Origin of the sequence: Orlajensenia leifsoniae, assembly GCF_004570845.1 — a bacterium.
Lineage (GTDB): Bacteria > Actinomycetota > Actinomycetes > Actinomycetales > Microbacteriaceae > Orlajensenia > Orlajensenia leifsoniae.
Window position 1 is genome coordinate 139,314 of record NZ_SPQZ01000002.1, and the last position, 21,291, is coordinate 160,604.

The 21,291-nt window shown below is 70.6% G+C and carries 25 protein-coding genes; 18 read left to right on the forward strand and 7 right to left on the reverse strand.

Annotation, left to right across the window (positions count from 1 at the left end; all coding sequences use genetic code 11):
• Window position 1: 1 nt before the first annotated feature.
• Complete coding sequence (locus tag E4M00_RS04655; RefSeq protein ID WP_135119339.1) at window positions 2-406, reverse strand: YchJ family protein; 405 nt, start codon at window positions 404-406, stop codon at window positions 2-4.
• 114 nt (window positions 407-520) lie between these two features.
• Entirely contained in the window at window positions 521-1,540 is a 1,020-nt protein-coding gene (locus E4M00_RS04660; RefSeq protein ID WP_135119340.1) for an LLM class flavin-dependent oxidoreductase, read from the reverse strand.
• A gap of 72 nt (window positions 1,541-1,612) precedes the next feature.
• On the opposite strand from E4M00_RS04660, the gene E4M00_RS04665 reads away from it, so the two are divergent.
• Entirely contained in the window at window positions 1,613-2,128 is a 516-nt protein-coding gene (locus tag E4M00_RS04665) for a PaaI family thioesterase (RefSeq protein WP_193555544.1), read from the forward strand.
• Window positions 2,129-2,140: 12 nt separating this feature from the next.
• On the opposite strand, the gene E4M00_RS04670 is transcribed toward E4M00_RS04665, so the two are convergent.
• The gene (locus E4M00_RS04670; RefSeq protein WP_135119341.1) at window positions 2,141-3,115 is read right to left on the reverse strand and encodes an NAD-dependent epimerase/dehydratase family protein; all 975 of its coding nucleotides are present in this window, start codon (window positions 3,113-3,115) and stop codon (window positions 2,141-2,143) included.
• A 129-nt stretch (window positions 3,116-3,244) separates the two neighbouring features.
• Here E4M00_RS04670 and E4M00_RS04675 point away from each other — a divergent pair, with 129 nt between their 5' ends.
• Window positions 3,245-4,234 (forward strand): LLM class F420-dependent oxidoreductase, encoded by a 990-nt coding sequence (locus tag E4M00_RS04675; RefSeq protein WP_135119342.1) that lies wholly within the window; start codon window positions 3,245-3,247, stop codon window positions 4,232-4,234.
• Window positions 4,235-4,327: 93 nt separating this feature from the next.
• The gene (locus E4M00_RS04680) at window positions 4,328-5,377 is read left to right on the forward strand and encodes an LLM class flavin-dependent oxidoreductase (RefSeq protein WP_135119343.1); all 1,050 of its coding nucleotides are present in this window, start codon (window positions 4,328-4,330) and stop codon (window positions 5,375-5,377) included.
• 12 nt (window positions 5,378-5,389) lie between these two features.
• Here the strand turns inward: E4M00_RS04680 and fliW are convergent, their stop codons facing one another.
• From fliW to flgN, 4 genes are read right to left on the reverse strand one after another with little or no spacing between them, the layout of a single operon-like run.
• Window positions 5,390-5,770 (reverse strand): flagellar assembly protein FliW, encoded by a 381-nt coding sequence (gene fliW / locus E4M00_RS04685; RefSeq protein WP_135119344.1) that lies wholly within the window; start codon window positions 5,768-5,770, stop codon window positions 5,390-5,392.
• Window positions 5,767-6,651, reverse strand: a complete 885-nt coding sequence (gene flgL / locus E4M00_RS04690; RefSeq protein WP_135119345.1) for a flagellar hook-associated protein FlgL — start codon at window positions 6,649-6,651, stop codon at window positions 5,767-5,769. The genes fliW and flgL overlap by 4 nt, the downstream gene beginning before the upstream one ends.
• A gap of 2 nt (window positions 6,652-6,653) precedes the next feature.
• Window positions 6,654-8,075, reverse strand: a complete 1,422-nt coding sequence (gene flgK / locus E4M00_RS04695) for a flagellar hook-associated protein FlgK (protein ID WP_135119346.1) — start codon at window positions 8,073-8,075, stop codon at window positions 6,654-6,656.
• A gap of 7 nt (window positions 8,076-8,082) precedes the next feature.
• Window positions 8,083-8,568 carry a flagellar export chaperone FlgN gene (flgN, locus tag E4M00_RS04700; protein ID WP_135119347.1) on the reverse strand — a complete coding sequence of 162 codons (486 nt, stop codon included), beginning with the start codon at window positions 8,566-8,568 and terminating at the stop codon, window positions 8,083-8,085.
• Between the two features lie 384 nt (window positions 8,569-8,952).
• On the opposite strand from flgN, the gene E4M00_RS04705 reads away from it, so the two are divergent.
• From E4M00_RS04705 to E4M00_RS04775, 15 genes are all read left to right on the forward strand, one after another.
• Window positions 8,953-9,765 carry a sigma-70 family RNA polymerase sigma factor gene (locus E4M00_RS04705; RefSeq protein WP_135119348.1) on the forward strand — a complete coding sequence of 271 codons (813 nt, stop codon included), beginning with the start codon at window positions 8,953-8,955 and terminating at the stop codon, window positions 9,763-9,765.
• 119 nt (window positions 9,766-9,884) lie between these two features.
• Window positions 9,885-10,730 carry a flagellin N-terminal helical domain-containing protein gene (locus E4M00_RS04710; RefSeq protein ID WP_275668156.1) on the forward strand — a complete coding sequence of 282 codons (846 nt, stop codon included), beginning with the start codon at window positions 9,885-9,887 and terminating at the stop codon, window positions 10,728-10,730.
• Between the two features lie 108 nt (window positions 10,731-10,838).
• Window positions 10,839-12,206, forward strand: coding sequence for a flagellar filament capping protein FliD (gene fliD, locus E4M00_RS04715; protein WP_135119349.1), 1,368 nt, complete (start codon window positions 10,839-10,841; stop codon window positions 12,204-12,206).
• Window positions 12,203-12,646: a flagellar export chaperone FliS gene (locus tag E4M00_RS04720; protein WP_135119350.1), complete on the forward strand. Its 444-nt coding sequence runs from the start codon at window positions 12,203-12,205 to the stop codon at window positions 12,644-12,646. Before fliD ends, E4M00_RS04720 begins: the two co-directional genes overlap by 4 nt.
• A complete protein-coding gene (locus E4M00_RS04725) occupies window positions 12,633-12,974 on the forward strand; it encodes a hypothetical protein (protein ID WP_135119351.1) in 342 nt (113 codons plus the stop codon). Before E4M00_RS04720 ends, E4M00_RS04725 begins: the two co-directional genes overlap by 14 nt.
• Window positions 12,975-13,118: 144 nt before the next feature.
• Window positions 13,119-13,460, forward strand: a complete 342-nt coding sequence (locus tag E4M00_RS04730; RefSeq protein ID WP_056163724.1) for a flagellar basal body rod protein FlgB — start codon at window positions 13,119-13,121, stop codon at window positions 13,458-13,460.
• Window positions 13,460-13,852 carry a flagellar basal body rod protein FlgC gene (locus E4M00_RS04735; RefSeq protein ID WP_135119352.1) on the forward strand — a complete coding sequence of 131 codons (393 nt, stop codon included), beginning with the start codon at window positions 13,460-13,462 and terminating at the stop codon, window positions 13,850-13,852. The genes E4M00_RS04730 and E4M00_RS04735 overlap by 1 nt, the downstream gene beginning before the upstream one ends.
• Entirely contained in the window at window positions 13,852-14,166 is a 315-nt protein-coding gene (gene fliE, locus E4M00_RS04740; RefSeq protein ID WP_135119353.1) for a flagellar hook-basal body complex protein FliE, read from the forward strand. Before E4M00_RS04735 ends, fliE begins: the two co-directional genes overlap by 1 nt.
• Window positions 14,166-15,764, forward strand: a complete 1,599-nt coding sequence (fliF, locus tag E4M00_RS04745) for a flagellar basal-body MS-ring/collar protein FliF (RefSeq protein WP_135119354.1) — start codon at window positions 14,166-14,168, stop codon at window positions 15,762-15,764. Before fliE ends, fliF begins: the two co-directional genes overlap by 1 nt.
• Window positions 15,761-16,780 carry a flagellar motor switch protein FliG gene (fliG, locus tag E4M00_RS04750; RefSeq protein ID WP_056163711.1) on the forward strand — a complete coding sequence of 340 codons (1,020 nt, stop codon included), beginning with the start codon at window positions 15,761-15,763 and terminating at the stop codon, window positions 16,778-16,780. The genes fliF and fliG overlap by 4 nt, the downstream gene beginning before the upstream one ends.
• Window positions 16,770-17,387 (forward strand): FliH/SctL family protein, encoded by a 618-nt coding sequence (locus E4M00_RS04755; RefSeq protein WP_167756827.1) that lies wholly within the window; start codon window positions 16,770-16,772, stop codon window positions 17,385-17,387. The genes fliG and E4M00_RS04755 overlap by 11 nt, the downstream gene beginning before the upstream one ends.
• Window positions 17,384-18,712 carry a FliI/YscN family ATPase gene (locus E4M00_RS04760; protein ID WP_135119356.1) on the forward strand — a complete coding sequence of 443 codons (1,329 nt, stop codon included), beginning with the start codon at window positions 17,384-17,386 and terminating at the stop codon, window positions 18,710-18,712. Before E4M00_RS04755 ends, E4M00_RS04760 begins: the two co-directional genes overlap by 4 nt.
• Window positions 18,709-19,170, forward strand: coding sequence for a flagellar FliJ family protein (locus tag E4M00_RS04765; protein WP_135119357.1), 462 nt, complete (start codon window positions 18,709-18,711; stop codon window positions 19,168-19,170). Before E4M00_RS04760 ends, E4M00_RS04765 begins: the two co-directional genes overlap by 4 nt.
• A complete protein-coding gene (locus E4M00_RS04770; RefSeq protein ID WP_135119358.1) occupies window positions 19,167-19,850 on the forward strand; it encodes a C40 family peptidase in 684 nt (227 codons plus the stop codon). Before E4M00_RS04765 ends, E4M00_RS04770 begins: the two co-directional genes overlap by 4 nt.
• The gene (locus tag E4M00_RS04775; protein WP_135119359.1) at window positions 19,847-21,280 is read left to right on the forward strand and encodes a flagellar hook-length control protein FliK; all 1,434 of its coding nucleotides are present in this window, start codon (window positions 19,847-19,849) and stop codon (window positions 21,278-21,280) included. Before E4M00_RS04770 ends, E4M00_RS04775 begins: the two co-directional genes overlap by 4 nt.
• The last annotated feature ends 11 nt before the right edge of the window (window positions 21,281-21,291 follow it).

Genomic DNA, 21,291 nt, shown 5'->3' on the forward strand with positions numbered 1-21,291 from the left:
GTCAGACTGCGTCGACGTAGAGCCAGGCGCCGCGCTCGCGCACGAAGGTGCTGTTCTCGTGTTGGACGTGGGCGACGCCGCCGTGCTTCGAGCGCGCGGTGAACTCCACGGTGCCGGTCGTGTCGAACGGACCGCCCCCGGTGGTCCCGGCGATCTCGAGGCGGAACCAGCGCACGGTCGGATCGAGCTCGAGGTCTGCCGGTCGGGTCGACGGATGCCAGGTGCGCAACAGATAGGCCACGTCACCCAGCACGTAGGCCGAATAGCGCGAGCGCATGAGCTGCACTGCCGTGGGTGCGAGGGCTTCTCCGCTGTGGAACCTTCCGCAGCAGGAGCCGTAGGTCTCGCCACTCAGGCAGGGGCAGCGGCTGTCGTCGCTCAGGACGGGGAAGGCGGCGTCGGTCACGAGTCGATCCTGTCATCTGGGCGCTTCGACCGCGGACTGCGTCCGGGCCTCAGCGAGCGGGTCCAGCATGATCCGCTCGCTGAGGGCCGAGCGGAGCGACCGCCCGAAGCGCGATCAGCGGGAGAGCGCCGGCTTGATGTCGCGCACGATCGACTCCAGGATGCGCACGTTGAAGTCGACGCCCAGCTGGTTGGGCACCGTGACCAGCACAGTGTCGGCAGCCTGCACGGCGGCATCCTGAGCCAACTCGGCCGCGATCACGTCGGGCTCGCCGATGTAGCTCCTCCCGAAGCGTGCGAGACCGCCGTCGAGGTGACCGACCTGGTCCTTCGCATCGGCCTGCGCCCGCAGCCCGAAGTACCGGCGCGACTCGTCGTCGATGAGCGGCAGGATGCTGCGGCTCACCGACACCCGCGGCTCGAAGTCGTGCCCGGCTTCGGCCCACGCCGCTCGGAACATCGCGATCTGCTCGGCCTGCAGTTGGTCGAACGGTACCCCGGTGTCCTCGGTGAGCAGGGTCGAGCTCATCAGGTTCATGCCCTGCTCGGCCGTCCACACCGCCGTCTTGCGCGTGCCGGCGCCCCACCAGATGCGCTCGGGCAGGGTCGGGGACAGGGGTTCGATGGCGAGCGGATGCGAGGTCCCCGTCATCTGCGGGTTGGCGTGCGCCAGCCCGGCTCCGGCGATGGCGGCGCGGAAGAGCTCGGTGTGGGCACGCGCCATGTCGGCATCCGTCTGTCCGTCGGAGGGCACGTAGCCGAACGACTCGTAGCCGGCCAGCGCCGTCTCGGGTGACCCGCGGCTGATACCGAGCTGCAGCCTCTCACCGGCGATCAGATCGGCAGCAGCGGCCGACTCGGCCATGTACAGCGGGTTCTCGTAGCGCATGTCGATGACGCCGGTGCCGACCTCGATGGTCTTCGTGCGGGCGCCGACGGCGGCGAGCAGGGGGAACGGCGAAGCGAGCTGGCGGGCGAAGTGGTGCACCCGGAAGTAGGCGCCGTCGACGCCGACCTCCTCGGCCGCGACCGCCAGGTCGATCGACTGCTGCAGGACGTCGGCGGCCGTGCGGGTCAACGACCCGGGCACGGCCTGGTAGTGGCCGAAGGAGAGGAATCCGATGCGCTTCACCATGACCACAGCGTAGGCACCCGCCGGGGTATTCCGCTCGTCGCATGCAGAAGGCCCGGTGTTATCGTGACGACCGTGACAGACACCGAGCTTCCGACCTCCTCAGCCACCTACACCTGGGTCGATCCGGCCGTCGGGCTCGCGCAGTTGCCGCAGCTCAGCGGCCTCGAGTACCTCACCGGCATCCTCGAGGGGCGCATCCCCGAACCGCCGATCGCCGTGTTGATGAACATGGACATCGTCGCGGTCTCCGAGGGCGAGGTGGTCTTCGAGACGCGCCCCACCCAGGCGCACTACAACCCCCTCGGCACCATCCACGGCGGACTGGCCTGCACAGTGCTCGACACCGTGCTGGGATGCGCCGCCCACAGCACTCTGCCTGCCGGCACCGGCTACACCTCGATCGACATCACCGTCAGCTACGTGCGCCCGATCCAGCCGTCGGCAGCACCACTGCGAGCGACCGGACGAGTGCGCAAGAGCGGCACCCGGGTGATCTTCGCCGAGGCCGAGCTCACCGACAGCGCCGGAAACCTCCTCGCCACGGCGACGAGCAGCCTGCTGGTGTTCGCCCACCGCCCCCAGAGCTGAGGCAGCCGGGCCTCAGGCTGTCAACCGGTCGAACACGGCGTCGAGCTCGGCATCCACGACCTGGGCCTCGGGGTGCGCGTCGTACCAGGCGATCGCCTCGGCGGCGCCCTCCCAGTACGGCACCGTCGTGGCGAACCCGGGCACCAGCGCCTTCACCTTGGAGTTGTCGAACACCATCGAGTGGGCCTTGTCGCCGATGAGGCCGGGACCGAGTTCCGGATGCGCCGCTGCGATCGCATCCGACGACACGTGCGCGAGCACGGGCTCGACGCCGGCGGCCTCGCCGAGCCAGCCGTAGATCTGGTTCCACGTCGGAGCGTGGTCGCCGGTGATGTGGAAGGTGTCGCCCACGGCGTACGGGTTGCCGAGCAGGCCGGCGAATCCGACGGCGAAGTCGCGGGTGTGCGTGAGGGTCCAGAGGCTGGTGCCGTCACCGTGCACGACGACGGGCTTGCCCGCCCGCATCCGTGCGATGTCCGTCCATCCGCCCGAGGTGGGCAGCAGCGTGCGGTCGTAGGTGTGCGACGGTCGCACGATCGTGGCCGGGAAGCCGCGGTCGCGGTAGGCGCCCACGAGAAGGTCCTCGCAGGCGATCTTGTCGCGGGAGTACTGCCAGAACGGGTTGCGCAGCGGCGTCGACTCGGTCACCGGAAGCCGCGAAGGAGGCGTCTGGTACGCGGATGCCGAGCTGATGAACACGTACTGGCCCACCCGCCCCTCGAACAGGTCGATGTCGGCCTGCACGTGATCAGAAGTGAACGCGAGGAACTCCGCGACGACGTCGAACTCGGCGTCGCCGACGGCGTCACGCACGCTCGCGGGATCGCGGAGATCCGCCGTCAGCCTGCGGACGGCATCCGGCAGCGGACGCACCCTCGATTCACCCCGATTCAGCACCGTCACGTCGTGGCCGAGTTCGATGGCACGGGAGACGGATGCCGCGCTGATGACGCCGGTACCGCCGAGGAACAGGATGCGCTTGCTCATCCCTCGATCATGCACCCTGGCGTCGCGGTATCCCTGCACCTCGGCGGCGACTTCGTCGCTGCCTCGGCGGGCGGAGGTGGCGGCTGCGTTGCCGCCTCGGCGGGCGCCGAGCCGCCTAGGCTGGCGATCATGGACTTCGGACTCTTCATTCCCCAGGGCTGGCGACACGACCTTCTCGGCATCGACCCGGCCGATCAGTGGGAGACGATGAACTCCCTCGCGCAGCACGCCGACGCCGGGCCGTGGGACTCGCTCTGGGTGTACGACCACTTCCACACGGTGCCGGTTCCCTCCGAGGAGGCCACGCACGAGGCATGGACGCTGATGGCCGCCTTCGCCGCGAGCACGTCACGCGTGAAGCTCGGCCAGATGTGCACCTGCATGAGCTATCGCAATCCCGTGCACCTGGCGAAGATCGCCGCGACGGTCGACATCATCTCGGGCGGCCGCACGCAGATGGGCATCGGCGGCGGCTGGTACGAGCACGAGTGGCGCGCCTACGGCTACGGCTTCCCGCCCGTCCCCGAGAGGCTCGCGCGTCTGCGCGAGGGCGTCGAGATCTTCTCCCAGGCCTGGACGACGGGCAGCGCGACCCTCGACGGCAAGCACTACCAGGTCGACGGCGCCATCGTGCGGCCCCTCCCGCTGCAGGAGGGCGGCATCCCGATGTGGATCGCCGGCGGTGGAGAGAAGGTCACGCTCAAGATCGCGGCGAAGTACGCCGCCTACACGAACTTCGCCGGGACCCTCGAGGAGTTCGACCACAAGAGCGCCGTGCTCCGCGGCCACTGCGAGGCGATCGGTCGCGACTTCGCCTCGATCACCCGGTCGTCGAACTTCAACACCATCGTCGCCGCGACCGAGGCCGAGGTCGCCGATCGCATCGACGCGCTGCACGCTCGCGTGCTGCCGTACCTCGGAGAGGTCAAGGCGGGGGAGTTCGTGGCGGAGTACCGCAACGGCACCCCGGCAGTCGGTACGCCGGAACAGGTCGTCGAGCGCCTGCGCGAGCGACGCGAGCACGGACTGGGGTACGCCATCCACTACTTCCCGGAAGCGGCCTACGACAGGTCGGGCATCGAGTTGTTCGAGCGCGAGGTGCTGCCCGCGCTGGCCTGATGGCGGCACCCGTCGCCTCGGGAATAGCCGGATGCGACCCACAGTTCTGTTTTATGCAAACGTATGAAGTGATTTGAATAGTCAGGAGCCCTCATGGCACAGCAGGTCGAGTTCGGAGTCGACACCTTCGGCGACGTCACGGTCGACGCGAACGGCGACAGGCTGTCGCAGGCCGAGGTGCTGCGGAACGTGGTCGCCCAAGGCGTGCTGGCCGATCAGGTGGGCCTCGACTTCTTCGGCGTCGGCGAGCACCACCGAGACGACTTCGCCGTCTCGGCGCCCGAGGTCGTGCTGGCGGCGATCGCCGCGAAGACCGAGCGCATCCACCTCGGGTCCGCCGTGACAGTGCTGAGCTCCGACGACCCCGTGCGGGTGTTCCAGCGCTTCGCCACCCTCGACGGCATCTCGGACGGACGCGCCGAGGTGATCCTCGGGCGCGGATCGTTCACCGAGTCGTTCCCGCTGTTCGGCTACCAGCTGAGCGAGTACGAGGACCTGTTCGAGGAGAAGCTCGAGCTGTTCGCCGAGCTCGTCAAGGAGACTCCCGTCACGTGGGAGGGCCGCAAGCGTGCGGCCCTCGTGAACCAGGAGGTCTACCCGAAGACGGCATCCGGCGCCCTCAAGGCATGGATCGGCGTCGGCGGGTCTCCCGAGTCGGTCGTGCGCGCCGCCACCTACGGCTACCCGCTCATGCTCGCGATCATCGGGGGAGCGCCCGCGCGCTTCCGCCCGTTCGTCGACCTGTACCACCGCGCCCTGGCGCAGCTCGGCCAGCCGACGCTGCCCGTCGGCGTGCACTCGCCCGGGCACATCGCCGACAGCGACGCGCAGGCCCGCGAGGAGCTGTGGCCGCATCACCAGGCGATGATCACCCGCATCGGCCGGGAGCGCGGCTGGGGTCCGATCACCCGCGACACCTTCGAGAACGAGGCCGACGAGGGTGCGTTGAACGTCGGCTCTCCCGAGACCGTCGCCCAGAAGATCGCCGCGACGGTGCGCGACCTCGGAGTGCAGCGCTTCGACCTCAAGTACTCCAACGGAACGCTCTCGCACGAGAAGCTCATGCGCAGCATCGAGCTGTACGGCACCGTCGTGGTACCTCGGGTGCGGGAACTGCTCGCGGCCGACGACACGTCGGCTTAGGGGAGCTCCCGGCTAGGCCGAGGCGGCGGTCAGGGCATGCCGCAGCGGCCAGTCCTGGCCGTCGAGGATGACCTGGAGGGCAGCACCGGTCTGCGGGTTGACCATGATCGGTGCCGCCAGGTTCACCGTGGGGCCGGAATCCGTCAGCGAAGAGACCACGAGGACGACGGGGTCGACGTCACCGAGCTGCAGGGCGTCGCGCTGCTCGACCCCCAGCTCGGGCGTGTACCCGGAGACGTAGGTGGGCGCATCGAGGACGAAGAGCCTCAGCCCCGGGTCGTCTTCCGACCGCAGCGCGAAGACGCCGACTGCGCCGTCGAGCGCCTGCAGGCTGAATCGCGTGGCCGGCTCGAGTCCGGGGGGAGGGCTGAGGAACCTCAGCTCGCCGATCATCGCAGGTAGTCCATGAGCGTTGCGGGGAGCACCTTGGCCGAGACGGCGATCGCCGACTGGTAGGCCAGTTCCTGCATCTTCAGGTCGAGCGAGATCTGCCCGAGATCGACGTCCTCGATGGCGGCCCGTCGGGCCTCGAGCGATCCGGTCTGTGCCACGAGCATCTCCTCTGCGCGTTCGATCTGCGCCTGTCTCTGTCCGACTTCCGCCTGCGTGCTGACCATCTTCGTGGCCCGGTCGTCGATCTCGCCGAGGCGCGCCTGCACGTTCCGGCCCGATCGCAGGTCGGCCGCGATGTCGGTCAGGAGCTGGAAGACCGACGCCGCACCGCTGCCGAAGGCGGCATCGCCATCGGCATCCACGCGCACGGTCTGGTCGTCCGCGACCCGGCGCTGCACCGTGCTTCCGGCAGCGCTGGTGAAGGAGAAGTCGGCCTGGAAGGCGACTCCGGCGTCGGAGTTGCCGGCGAAGACGCTGCGACCCAGGTAGGCGGTGTTCGCGATGCCGAGCAGGTCGTCGCGCAGCGACTCCAGCTCCACAGCGATGGCCTCCTTGGCCGTGGGCGAGAGAGCGCCGTCGTTGGCGCCCTGCACGGTCAGGTCGCGCGCACGACGCAGCACGTTGGAGGCTGTCGACAGTGCGGTGTCGGCCGTCGTCAGCCAGCCGATGCCGTTGTCGGCGTTGCGGGTGTACTGGTCGACCGACCGCTGCTCCGCCCGCGTGCGCAGGGCGTCGGCCGTGCCTGTCGGGTCGTCGGACGGGCGGGAGATGGCGCGCAGCGATGCCGCCTTCTCCTGGGTCGCTGCCAGGCGCGCGGCGCTGGCCTGCAGGTTCTGCTGGGCCGAGCGCATCATCATGGTCTGCGTCACACGGGTGATCATCGCTATCTCCCCACGAGTCCGGTGCGGTTGATGAGGGTGTCGAGGGCCTCGTCGATGGCCGTCATCACACGCGCCGCCCCCTGGTAGGCGCGCTGGAACGCCAGCATGTTCATGTTCTCCTCGTCGAGGTCGACCGCGGAGTTCGACTGCTGCGCGGCGACGGCGCTCGAGGAGGCGAGGTCGGCGAGGGCCGAGTTGCGGATCTCGGTCTGCGCAGCGACGGCGACGCGGGTCACCAGGCCCGACCACAGGTCGTCGGGGGAGCCGTCGGTCTTCGAGATGCCCGAGATGGCATCGGCGATCGATCCGTCGGAGCCGCCGGCACCCGGAGTGCCCGTCGCGATGCCGGAACCGTCGGTGGGAAGGACACGCAGACCCTGGGCGGCCGAGACGCCGGCGTCGACAACGAAGAAGTCGTGCCCGGTGGTTCCGTCGGCGGTGGCTCCGGTGCGGTGGATCGCGTTCACCTGGGTTGCGAGTGCGAGGGCGAGGGCGTCGTAGGAGGCCGCGGTCTCGGCGAGGGCGCCCCCGGTTCCGCCGGTTTCGGCGGGAGCGAGGACCGTCAGTGCGCCGCCGAGCGAGCCGCCGTCGAGTTCGACGGCGATGCCGGGATGGTGGGCCCATTCCAGTCGCACCGGATCCGTCGCCGCCGTGGCCATGCTGCCGCCGCCGAGAACCGTGACGGGGCGGAACGAGTCGCCCGTGACGAGCGCGTTTCCGCCGAGGAACACCGTGACGGTTCCGTCGGATTGAGGCTCGACGCGTCCGCCGGCGATCCCGGCGATGGTGGTGAGCACGCGGCTGCGCTGGTCCTGCAGCTCGTTGGCCGAGCCTCCCGAGGCCAGCGTCGACCTGATCCGGGCGTTGAGCTCGGCGACCTCGGCGCCAGCCGCGTTGAGCTGCGCTGCCTGGTCGTCGACACCGCCGCGAACCTCGGACCACTGGGTCTGGGCCGCCCGGGAGCCCGAGGCGATGCGATTGACGAGCACCGAGGCCTGCTGGAGCAGCACGCTCTCGGATGCCGGCTCACCCGCGCGGTTCGACAACTCGCCCCACGCGGCCCAGAACTGGCCGAGCTGCGCCGAGATGCCGGTGGCGCCGGGCTCGTTGAGCGACTTCTCGAGCGTGCCGAGGGCCGTGGCCCTGGCATCCGAGAATCCGGCGATCGAGAGGGCGCCGCGCACGCGGGCGTCGAGCCTGGCGTCGGCGAGCCTGGCGATGCCGTCGATCGAGACGCCCTGCCCGACGTGCGCGCCCGTACTGAATCGGCCGGCGGTCACAGCTCCGATCCCCGAGGAGGAGACCCGTTGGCGGGTGTAGCCGTCGGTGTTCGCATTGGTGATGTTCTGGCCGACGACGTCGAGACCGAGTCGCGCGGCGACGAGCCCGGTGTAGGCGGTGTTCAGGGCGCCGAAGGTGCTCATGGTGCGCTCACAGCTCCCGGTCGATGATGCGTGCGCCGCGTGCCGGAGCACCGGTGGTGCCGCTGGCGTCGTAGGTGCCCGAGTCGCCGTCGATGCCCGCCGCGACCTCCTGGGTCGAGCGCAGGGCGGAACGCAGGAGCGCATCGTTGACATCGCGCACGGCCGTGATCTGGGCGGTGAGTTCGAGCATCGCCTGCAGGTGGTCGCGCAGGATGTCGCCCCACGGGCCGTCCGGGGCGGCGTCGGCGAGTTCGCGCAGCGGCAGCTCGGCATCGACGCCCCACTCGGCGGTGATGGCGTCGAGTTCGACCGACCGGCCGAGTCCGCTCTCGCGGAGGCGCTCGGCCACCTGCTCGATCTCGCGGGTCGCGAACGGGATCCACCGGGTCTTCCCCGCCGTGAGCAGGAGCTGCTGCTCCTCGAGCTTGAAGAGCAACAACTCGAGGAGCTCGCGCTCATGCCAGAGCACTGCTGACAATTCGGTGGCCCCCACGTGTTTCTCCATTCGCATCGGGTGTGCATGATGACGATCCATCGTCGATCTCCGACGCTTTTCCGCTCGTGAAAGCAACTGTCGGTCGCATCGCGCTCAATGTTAGTGAGCGCGCATGTCCGCGTTCTCCAGAGGGGTACATATCATGCTCCGAGCCGGCGACTCCGGGGTACACGGCGGTGTCGGCCAACGTGCCGACACTCGGACTGGGGCGCGTTCCGGGGCGAGATTCCGGGGTCCCGACGGATAGCTTGGACACGCGTCGAGAGCCTGTTCCACCGTCGGATCGGAGTACGGATCCGGCGTGCAATGACGACCACACCCATACCCGAAGTGAGTGAGGACAGGCACCGTTTCCGGTGCCCGGACAACGGGGGATGGACAGTGAATCGGATCGAGCGCAACGCATTGGTGGTCGAGAACCTGCCGCTCGTGGGCTACCTGGTCTCCGAGCTCTGCGGTAGGGCGACCCACCTGTCCCGCGACGACCTGGCCTCGGTGGGCGCCATCGCTCTCATCACCTCCGCCGAGTCCTTCGATCCGACCCTCGGCATCCCGTTCGGCGCGTATGCGCGGCGCCGCATCGTCGGCGCCTTCGCCGACGACATGCGTTCGGCCGACTGGGCGCCCCGCTCGGCTCGCAAGCGCATCAAGGAGACGCTCGCGGTGCAGGAGACCCTGACCACCGCCCTCGGGCGCACCCCCGACGTCGACGAGATCGCCAACGCCATGGGCATCGACCGGGAGACCGCCCGCGCCGCACTCTCCGACGCCGGGCGCTCGGTCACGTCGCTCGACGACACCGTCGCCGACTCCCTGGCCGCCGAGATCGTCTCGCCCGAGGAGAGCCTGCTGATGGGGGAGGAGCTGCGTTACCTGCGGGCATCCGTCGACGCACTCCCCGAACGGATGCGGGCGATCATCGTCGCCGTCTACTTCGAGGACCGCACCGTCACCGAGATCGCCGCCGAGCTGGGCATCACCCACTCCGCCGTCTCGCAGCAGCGTTCCGAGGCGATCCGCCTGCTCCGCGACGGGCTCGGCACCCACTACTCCGACGGCGACGAGCCGCACGTGCCCGTCTCGAGGGTCGCCACGGCCAGCCGCAGCGCCTACCTCGCGCGCGTCGCCGAGCAGGCCGTGCTCGAGGTCTCGCGTCGGGCGGCGCTGCGCGGCCGGGTCTCCACCGTCTCCTGAGGCGCCCCTGCCGATCAACCCGAGGATTCGTCTAACGGGTCCTCCCGGTGTGCCGATAGCTCTGGATGCGGGCCCACGGATGGGCCCGTGACGACACCCAGATCACGGAGGAACACACCATGGGTATGCAGATCAACACCAACACCGCGGCCAACAACGCCTACCGCAACCTCAACAACACGCAGAACGCGCTGTCGAAGTCGCTCGAGAAGCTCTCGAGCGGACTGCGCATCAACCGTGCTGCCGACGACGCGGCCGGCCTGTCGATCTCGGAGGGCCTGCGTTCGCAGATCTCCGGCAACAAGGTCGCCGCACGCAACGCCCAGGACGGCATCAGCGTCATCCAGACCGCTGAAGGCTCGCTCACCGAGGTGCACAACATCCTGCACCGCATGCGCGACCTCGCCGTCCAGGGAGGTAGCGACTCCAACAACGCCGACTCGCGCGCCGCCATCCAGACGGAGGCTGACGAGCTCGGCAAGGAGCTGTTCCGCATCACCGACAACGCGAAGTTCAACGGCATCGACCTGCTCAAGGGCGGTTCGCTGAACTTCCAGGTCGGCGCAGGCAGCGGCACCAGCGACACCATCGCGGTGAACCTGGCGGATGTCGCCGGCGACGTCGGAGCGCTGGCCTCGGCCGACGGCACCGCGGCACCGACCGGCTTCGACGTGACCGACAACACGGCGGCGAACACCACGATCACCGCCATCGACGCGGCGATCACGGCTGTCTCCACCTCGCGCGCCGGTCTCGGTGCCCAGCAGAACCGCTTCGAGTCGGCCGTCAACTCGCTCAACGTCGCCGGTGAGAACCTGGCGGCCGCGGAGTCGCGCATCCGCGACACCGACATGGCGTCGGAGATGGTCAACTACACGCGTGCGAGCATCCTCTCGCAGGCGGGCACCTCGATGCTGGCGCAGGCCAACCAGTCGAACCAGGGCGTTCTCAAGCTCCTCGGCTAGATCGGCATGACGGATGGTCCCGGCGGACGCGGACGGGTGTAGGGCCCACCACGCGCTCGCCGGGTCCGTCCGGCTCGACCCTGCACGCCACGCACAGGAAGGACGACCATGGGGATCTCACTCGACGGACTGGCCAGCGGTCTCGACACCGCAGCACTCATCACGAAGCTGATGGCCATCGAGGCGGCGCCGCAGACCCTCCTGAGCGCCCGGGTCGCGTCGTCGAACACGACCATCAGCGACCTGCAGGCCCTGAACCTCAAGTTCTCCTCGCTCGCGACTCTGGCCGCCTCGAACCGCACGGCATCGTCGCTGACCGCGTTCACCGCGTCGTCGTCCTCCAGCACCGTCACCGCGAAGGCCGGCGCGAACGCCGTGGCCGGAAGCATCGACATCGTCGTGCGCTCGGTCGCCCAGGGCCAGACCTCGGTCACGGCGCCGATGACGGCGTGGCCCGACATCCCGGCCACCCTCACTCTCGTCGCCCACGACGGCACCCGCACCGAGGTCACGGCCGCGAGCACCTCGCTCGAGGACATCGCCTCGGCGATCAACAAGTCCGGCGGACCCGTCACGGCCACCCGAGTGCGCGCCGGCCTCGACGCCGACGGCAACCAGCAGTACCGACTGCAGCTCAGTTCGACCGCGACGGGGGCGGATGCCGCCTTCGGCGTTCTCCGCGGAAGCACCAACCTGCTCGCAGAACCCGGGGCGGCCGCGATTCGCACCGCCCAGGACGCAGAGGTCGCGCTCTGGTCCGGGACGGCCGCCGAGCAGGTCGTGCGGTCGTCGACGAACACGTTCACCGGTCTCATCGGCGACGTCGACGTCACGGTGTCCGCGGCATCCGTCGACCCGGTCACCGTTACCGTCGCGCGCGATCCCTCCGTCGCCTCCACGGCCGCGAAGGCCCTGACCGATGCGATCAAGGCCATCCTCGGATCGATCGACGCGAAGTCGGCGAGTTCGACGACGACCAACGCCGACGGCAGCACGACGCCGAAGCTCGGGTCGTTCACGGGCGACTCGACGGTGCGCTCGGCGCGCCTCGCCCTGGCCTCGGCCGTCTCGATGCCGATCGGCGGGGCGTCCCCCTCGCAGATCGGCATCAGCTTCCTGAAGGACGGCAGCCTGGTCTTCGACCCAGACGCCTTCTCCGCCGCCCTTGCGAAGGATCCCGCAGCAGCCGAGGGCATGCTCGCCACGATCGCCGGTCGCGTCGCCGACGCGGCCACCACGGTCTCCGACAAGTACACGGGCAGGCTGACGACCAGCATCAACGGACAGGAGACCGTCGTGAAGTCGATGAACGAGCAGATCGAGAGCTGGACCCGCCGGCTCGACGACCGTCGGGCCAGCCTCGAGCGCACGTATGCCGCCCTCGAGGTGCGCATGAGCGCCCTCAACTCGCAATCGGCCTGGCTCACCTCCCAGATCGCCGCACTGCCCACCACGAGCGGATCGAGTTCCAAGTGACGAACCTCCTGCAGGCCCAGGCCCAGTACGGCCGCGAAGCCGTGCTCTCGGCGACACCGGCACGCCTGCTCACCATGCTCTATGACAGGCTGCTGCTCGACCTGCACCGGGCGGAGCACGCCCAGCGCTCGGAATCGTGGAGCGACGCGTCCACCGCGTTGCTGCACGCCCAGGACATCGTCGCCGAACTGTCGGGATCACTGCGCGTCGACCTCTGGGACGGCGCCGAGGGGCTGCTCGCCGTGTACGCGTTCGTCACCACCACCCTGCGCAACGCGAACGTGCAGCGCGATGCAGCCCTCACCAGGCAGGCCATCGACCTGCTGGAGCCCCTCGCGACAGCCTGGCACGAGGCAGCAGCCCTGCCGACGGCCGCCGCCGGCTCCCCGACCTCCGCCGCACCCGTCGGCGGGGGAGGCCTGCACCTTGGCTTCGCCTGATCGCACCCCTCGTTCGTGGACCGAGGTACTCGACGCGCTCGAGGCCGACGCCCTCTTCGCGGTGTCCGACCCGGATCCCGACCCCGAACGCGGTGACGGAGCGCCCGACCCCGGACACCGCAGCGCGGGGGACTGGCGCCCAGACCCGGAGCTCGGCGCATTGCCCGACGAGCTGCACGAGCGCGCGGCGGAGGTCCTGGCGCTCCAGCGCGAGATGCTCGAACTCCTCATCGAGGAACGCCGCTCCGTGAGGCGCCACCTCGAGGCCGTTCGCACGGTTCCGGATGTCGCAGCATCGGGCGCGGTCTACCTCGACGTTCAGGGCTGATTCCGGCGGGCGGCATCCGTCTCGGAAATCTCCCGGCCCCTGCCTAACGTCGCGAGCCGAACTGCCGATAGCTGTCATCGAGCACGGATCGCTCACGAACGGGCCATGGATCGGCCCTCTTCCCCTGAATCACGAAGAGGTCTCGTGTTCGATTCCGTGAGCATCTCGGCGCTCTCCAGCGCCCTCGATGGCCTGGCGATGCGCCAGCGCGCCATCGCCGACAACATCGCCAACGTCAACACGCCGAACTACACGGCCCAGCGCGTGGCGTTCGAGGACGCCCTCGCCGCTTCGGTGCGTTCGGGTGACGGGAACGTCGCCCCCACCATCGCGCGGTCCCTCGAGCCCACCCAGCTCAACGGAAACAACGTGAATCTCGACACCGAGACGCTGTCGAACGTCGACACCGTGCTGCGGTACCAGTTCGCCTCCCGGGCCGTCGACGGTGCCTTCAGCAGCGTCCGCGCAGCGATGAGGACGAGCTGATGACCTTCGACGCGATCGGCATCGCCGGCACCGGCCTCACCCTGCACCGCAAGTGGCTCGACGCCGTCTCGGACAACCTGGCGAACATGAACACGGCCACCTCGGGCGACGACGAGGCCTTCCAGGCCCGCTACGTTCTCGCCCAGGCAGGCGAGGGGACGACGGGCGTGTACGTCGCCGGCGCCGCCTACGGCGATGCCGAGGGACGCCTCGTCTACGAGCCCGACCACCCCCTCGCCAACGCCGAGGGCTACGTGCGCTACCCCGAGATCGACATGGCCTCGCAGATGGGGCAGCTGATCCTCGCCCAGCGCGGCTACCAGGCGAACGCCGCCGTCGTCGACCGCGCCAAGGAGACCTACACCGCCGCCATCCAGATCGGACGTGCCTGATGACCATTCCCGCGATCGGTGCCGTCGGCACTGTCACCCCCGTCGCCCTCGTGCAGCCCCCGACCAAGGCCGACGCCGCCGACAGTGCCGCGAACTCGACCTTCCCGGCCTCCATGACGGGTGCCGTCGACGAGCTGCAGAAGCTGCAGGGAACGTCGGACAGCCTCGCCGTCGCCGCGGTGACCGGTGACCTCAGCGACATCCACACGGCCACGATCGCCGCCACCCGCGCCCAGGTCACCATGGAGCTCGTCGCGGCCGTGCGCAACAAGGGCGTCGACGCCTTCAACGAGATCATGCGGATGCAGGCCTGATGCCCGCCGCCCTCCGCTCCGGCTTCGGCAGCCTCCTCGCCGGCGTCCGGCAGTTCACCCTCGCCCAGCGAACCGTGGCCATCATCGGCCTGGCCGTTCTCGCCCTCGGCGTGACGGCGCTGGTCTCCTGGCTGACGGCGCCGTCGTACTCGCCGCTCTTCACCGGGCTGCAGGCGGCGGATGCCAATGCGATCGTCGAGCAACTGCGCAGCGACGGCGTCTCGTACGAGCTCGCCGACGGCGGCGCGACCGTCATGGTGCCGCGCGAGGCGGTCTACGACGAGCGCCTCAAGGCTGCATCGGCCGGCCTGCCCAGCTCGAGCGACGGCGGATACTCGCTCCTCGACGATATGGGCGTCACAGCTTCCGAGTTCCAGCAGTCCGTGACCTACAAGCGCGCGCTCGAGGGCGAGCTCGCCTCGACGATCTCGGCCCTCGACGGCGTGCAGACGGCGTCGGTCAGGCTCGCCATCCCCGAGGAGACCGTCTTCGTCGACCAGAAGACCGACCCGACGGCATCCGTCTTCATCGAGACCCGCAACGGCACAACCCTCACCTCGGCGCAGGTCGAGGCCGTCGTGCACCTCACGTCGGCATCGATCGAGGGCATGAAGCCCGAGGACGTGGCCGTCGTCGACTCCACCGGAAAAGTGCTCTCGGCTGTCGGAGTCGGGGCGACCGGCGGCGCCGACGAGCAGGCGTCCGACTACGAGGGCCGCATCGAGAATGCGGTGCAGGCCATGCTCGACCGCGTCGTGGGCGCAGGCAACGCGACAGTCGTCGTGGCCGCCGACGTGAGCAGCGAATCGGCTGAGAGGGTCGAGGAGAGCTACACGGGGGCCGGGGACATCCCCGCGATCAACGAGACGACGACCAAGGAGACGTACCAGGGCGGCGGCGGAACCGCCGCGGGCGTGCTCGGACCGGACAACATCGCCGTGCCGGACGGCGCGGCCGGCGACGGAGCCTACGAATCCGAATCGGCCACGAAGAACAACGCCGTCAACAAGGTCACCGAGACCCGCACCATCCCGGCCGGGTCGCTCGCCCGTCAGACCGTGTCCGTCGCCGTGAACTCCGACGCCGAGAACATCGACATGGCCGGGCTGCGTTCGCTGGTCTCGTCGGCGGCGGGCATCGACACCACCCGGGGCGACGTCGTCACCGTCGAGACCGTTCCGTTCAGCACGGCCGGAGCGACGGATGCCGCAGCCGCTCTCGCCGCGGCGAAGGATGCTGCGGCCGCCGAGCAACTCGCGTCGCTCATCCGCACCGCCGTCATCACCCTCGGAATCGCGATCCCCGTGATGATCGCGATCATCCTCATCGCCCGTCGCTCGCGGCGTCGCGATGCGGAGGTGCTCGAGTTCGAGCAGGCACAGCAGACGCAGCAGCTCGAGCAGACGTTCGCCGGTCCCACGGCGATCGACATGATGCCCACCCTGCCCATCGACACCGTCGAACTCTCGAACCCGGCCCTGCGCGGGCAGGCGGATGCCGGACGCCGCCTCGCCGAGATCGAGGCGATGGCAGGCCGGGATCCCCAGAAGACAGCCGAGTTCCTGCGCGCGCTCATGGATGACAGGCAGCCCGTATGACCGAGAATCGCGCAGTGCTGAACGGCGCCCAGAAGGCCGCCGTCGTGCTGATGAACATGGAGCCGACGCGTGCCGCCGAGGTCATGAAGCAGTTGAACGACCTCGAGGCCGAGGAGATCACTTCCGAGATCATGCGCCTGCGGCGCGTCGACAGCGCAACGGCCGACGGCGTTCTCGCCGAGTTCCACGAACTCAGCGTGCGCGGCTCCCTGCAGACCCGCGGCGGGCGCGACGTGGCCGTCGGGCTGCTCGAGGCGTCCTTCGGCGCCGAGCGGGCGGCGGGCGTGCTGAGCCGGGTCGCCTCGTCGATGGCGGGCCGGGCCTTCGAGTTCCTCGACGAGGTCGACGCCGCCCAGGTGCGCACCCTCGTCGAGGCCGAACTGCCGCAGACCATCGCCCTCGTCCTCGCCTCGCTCCGGGCTGAGCACGCCGCCGCCGTGATGGCGGGCCTGGAGCCCGAGGCGCGCACGGCCGTCGCCCACGCCATCGCCACGATGGGAACGGCGACGCCCGAGGCCGTCAAGGTCGTCGCCGAGACGCTCAAGTCGCGCGCCGGCGCCGTGGTCGCATCGCGCGAGTCCGGCGACGCCGTGGGTGGCGTCCAGCCCCTCGTCGACATCATCAACCGGGCGGATGTCGGCACGGAGCGAGCCGTGCTCGACGGCCTCGACATCCGCGATCCCGAGCTGGCGGAGGAGGTGCGCTCGCGCATGCTCACCTTCGGCGACATCGTGCGCCTCGACCGCAAGGCCGTGCAGCAGGTGCTGCGCGGCATCGACGCCCCCGTGCTCGCACTCGCCATGAAGGGCGCCCCCGAGCCCGTGATCGAGGTCATCCACGCCAACGTGTCCGAGCGCAACCGCGAGCTGATCGACGACGAGGCCCGACTGCTCGGCCCCGTGCGGTCCGCCCAGGTCGAGGAGGCCCGCGCCGAGGTCGTGCGCTCCATCCGCACGCTCGAGGCCGAGGGAGTCATCACGCTCCATCGAGCCGAGGAGGACGACCTTGTCGAGTGACACCGGATTCGTCGCGACGGCATTCCCTGCCGTCGGCCAGGCGCGCGAGCGGCCGGCCGGTATCGAGGCCGATGCCCGATCCCGCGGTCATGTTCTCGGCTACGCTGCCGGACTGCGCCGGGCCGAGCAGGAGTGGGCCGAGCGTCGCGCGGCCCTCGAGGTCGAGGCGGCGAGCCTCGCAGCCTCCCGGGCGGACGCCCACGCCAGCGCCCTCCGCGCGAGCGCCAGTGCGGCCGACGCCGTGCGCGCCATCACCCTCCCCGTGCTGCGCGAGGCCGGCGAGGTACTCACGGCCTCCGCCGTCGACCTGGCCGAGGCCATCATCGGCCGGGAGCTCTCCGATCCGCTGACCGCGGCCACCGCTGCGGTCGACCGGGTTCTCGCCGGCGTCGCCGCCGACCTCGTCGTGGAGCTGCGGATGCACCCGGCGGATGCGGCCCTCCTCGCCGAGCACTCCGACCGCGCCGGCGGCCTGGCCATCGTCGCCGACCCTGCCGTCGAGCGCGGCGAGGCGACGGCGACGCTCCCCGACGGGTTCCTCGATGCCGGCATCCGCTCGGCCCTCGACCGCGCCCGGCGCATCCTCCTCGAGGAGGGCACGCGATGACGGCGACCCTGGTGCGTCCCCGCCCCGACTCCTTCTCCCGCGCCCTGCTCGCCGCCCGCCCCGAGCGCGTCGGCCGCGTCTCCTCCGTCGTCGGACTCGGCATCGACGTGCGCGGCGTCGAGGCCGCCATCGGCGACATCGTGCTGATCGGAGCCGACGCCGTGCCGGCCGAGGTCGTGGCGTCAGGGGACTCCGGGCTGCGCTGCATGCCGCTCGCCCGGCTCACCGGCGTGCGATCCGGCGACGCCGTACGCACGACAGGTGCTCCGCTCTCGGTGCCGATCGGTCAGGGCCTACTCGGCCGGGTCATCGACGGCCTCGGACGACCGATCGACGGCCGGGGCGCCCTCGACGTCGTCGAGCGGGTGCCCATCGACAACGACGCCCCGCCCGCCATGCGCCGGGCCAGGATCGCGGAGCCGCTGCACCTCGGCGTGCGCGTGCTCGACTCGCTGACGACCGTGGGGCGCGGCCAGAGGATGGGCCTGTTCGCCGGATCCGGCGTCGGCAAGTCGTCGCTGCTGTCGATGATCGCCCGAGGCTCGGATGCCGACGTCACCGTGATCGCCCTCGTGGGCGAGCGCGGCCGCGAGGTGCGCGAGTTCCTCGAGGACGACCTCGGTCCCGAGGGTCTCGCCCGGTCCGTGGTGGTCGTCTCGACCTCGGACGAACCGGCCCTCGTGCGGCTGCGCGCAGCCTTCGTCGCCACCCGCATCGCCGAGGCGTTCCGAGACGACGGACGACACGTCGTGCTGATGATGGACTCGCTCACCCGCGTGGCCATGGCCCAGCGCGAGATCGGGCTGTCGGTCGGCGAGCCTCCGGCCACCCGCGGCTACCCGCCGTCGACCTTCGCCGTGTTCGCCCAGCTGCTCGAGCGCGCCGGAACAGCCGAGGTCGGATCGGTCACCGGGCTGTACACGGTCCTCGTCGACGGTGACGATCACAACGAGCCCATCGCCGACTCGGCACGGTCGATCCTCGACGGGCACGTCGTCCTCGACCGATCCCTCGCCGTCGGCGGGCATTTCCCGGCCGTCGACGCCCTCGGCTCGGTGTCCAGGGTGGCGAGCCGCGTGAGCCGGCCCGAGGACCTCGCGGCCGCCTCGGCGCTCCGCCGGGTGCTCGCGGCCCGGGCGCGAGCACAGGACCTGCTCGATGTCGGCGCCTACCGCCGGGGCGCCAACGCGCTCGTCGACGCCGCCGTCGACCACGAGGACGCGATCAACGGCTTCCTCCGACAGTCGATGAACGAGAGCTGCACACCGGAGGAGACCCGCACGCGCCTGCATGCCCTGGTCGCGCTGCTCGGAGGAGGATCATGAACCGCACGTTCTCACTGACCGGACTGCTCAGGTTGCGCAGGCTCGAGGAGGAGACCGCCGCCGTCGACCTCTCGCTCGCTCGCGAGCGCGTCGCCGAGGCGACGGAGCGCGAGCACCTGGTGAGGGCCGCGCTCGACTCGGAGCAGGCACCGGCTGCAGTGCCCATCTCGGCCCTGCACGCCATCGCCGCAGCCAGGGCCTCGTCCCGCACGATGCTTGGTGAGCTCAACCAGCTCAGCCGGGAGCGCGACGCCGAGGCCGCCGCCGCCCGAGAGGCGCACGCCCGTGCGCGACAGGATGCCGGAGCACTGGAAAAGCTCGCCGAGCGGCACGCCGCAGCCGTCGAGCTCGACGAGCGCCGCCGCGAACAGATCGTGCTCGACGAGATCGCGTCGCGCCGCCGTGCCGTGATGCAGGCCGGGATGCCGGCGCAGACGGCACAGGGGGAGAACCGATGAGCATTGTCGACGCCGCCGCCCGCGTGGAGACCATCCGCGGGATGATCGACGGACTCGTGACGAATCCGGCCGCAACGACGACCACCCGCGCTGATGCCGCGACCGCCACCGGGTTCGCGAGCGAGCTGTCCAGTGTTCAGGGGAGCGCGATCGAGGCTCGGTCGTCCGCGCCGTCGACCGGGAGCGCCACGGGCGCCGACGTCGTCACAGCGGCGAAGGGCTATCTCGGCGTTCCCTACGTCTTCGGCGGCGAGGACTCCTCGGGCATGGACTGCTCGGGTCTCGTGCAGCGGGTCTATGCCGACCTGGGGATCGACCTGCCGCGCCGGGTCACGCAGCAGATGACGGAGGGCACCGAGGTCGGCTCCCTCGCGGAGGCCCAGCCCGGCGACCTCATCGTCACCGGCGGCGGCGACCACATCCTCATCTACGCCGGCGACGGCAAGGTGATCCACGCACCGTACGAGGGTCGCACGGTCAGCCTGGTCGACGCCTACATGAGCGACGACGAGATCACGACCATCCGGCGCATCGTTCCGACGGCATCCGCTGCGCCGGCGGCAGTGCCGACTGCGGCAGCCGTCACCTCGGCCGCCGGCGTCGCCGCCGACACGAACGCGGCCATGACCGATCTCATCACCGCGGCGTACCGCTCCCTGCTCGCCGGGGCCGCCGCGTGATCGGGCTCGGCGTCGCGTCGGATCGCGCCCTCGTTCCCGTCGCACGCCACACGCCGCGGGCCGACGCCTCCGCTGCCGTCGACTTCGACAGGGCGCTCGGCCGCGAGCTCGACGGATCCGGCGGCGGTCCGACCGGTCCGACAGGGTCGGCAGCAGCCACCACGGCCGACCCTGCGGACGCCTCGCCCGCTCCGCCCGCCTCGGCTGACCAGGGCACCGCATCGGCCGGTGATCACGCGCCCACGGCGGAGTCGGACACGACGGATGCCACAGCCTCCGTCGCCCCCGACGCGGGCCTCGCCGCGCAGCAGGCTTCCTTGCCCCCGCTCGTGGCGCCCGGTGCGACGGTCACCGTGCCGTCGGCGGACGGCGCTGCGGGAGCGTCGACGTCGGTCGCCGACTCGATGTCGATCTCGGCCACGGTCTCGGCTTCAGGAGAGTCCGCGAGCGGGCAGGCCGGTGACGCGGCATCCCGGCCGCCGGCCGTCGCAGTCCCGGCATCCGGAACCGCATCTCCGTCCGCCGCATCGACCGCCGCGCTCGACGGACTCGTCTCCCGACCTCCGACCTCGGGCTCCGGCTCGGCCGTCACCGCGTCAGCGTCCTCGTCGGAACCGCCTGCCCCCGCCGAAGCCCTCCCTCACGATGAGGCGAAACCCGGGTCGACCCCGGCCGCGTCCGCACCACTCGCGTCCTCGCAGGACGATGCCCGGGCAAGGCAGACGACGACGAGCATGCCGTCCACGCCGGCCGCCCCGGCAGACCCGGCCGCCCCGGCTGCCGCGATCGAGGTCGCTGCGGCGCGGACCGACGGGGGCTCCGGGTCACCCGACCGGAGCGCTCCGGTTCCCGCCCCATCCGGATCCGCATCCGCCGCCCCGGCGAGCCCGGTCGTGGCCGCCGGCGTCAGCGTGGTCCAGACTCCGACGGAGGCCTCGGCGCCGTCCGCGGCACCGCCGGCCGCTCGGCCGGTCGACCCGCCGCTCGCGCCGCAACTGCTGCGGCCGCTCACTGCGCTCGCACAGGCGGGCCCGGGTCAGCACGTTCTCAGCATCGACATCGCGCCCGAGGCACTCGGACCGGTCACGGTGCGGGCGCACCTCGGAGTCGACGGCCTGCGCATCGAGCTCTTCGCCCCGACGGATGCCGGACGCGATGCCATCCGGGGGATCATCGGCGACCTGCGCCGCGACCTCGCCACCACCGGCCTCGGCGCCAGCCTCGACCTCTCCTCGCGCGATCCTCGGGACTCCGGCGCCCAGCAGAACGCTGCGGGGGAGCAGGGCGAGCACGGCGAGGGCCGGATGCCGGGTGACGGCGCCGACACGGGCTCGTCGCAGCGGCGCCGTCCCGTGATCGTGCCGGCATCCGTTCAGACCACCGCCCCCAGGGGCATCACGACCCATTCGACCATCGACGTGATGGCCTGAGAGAAGGAGAA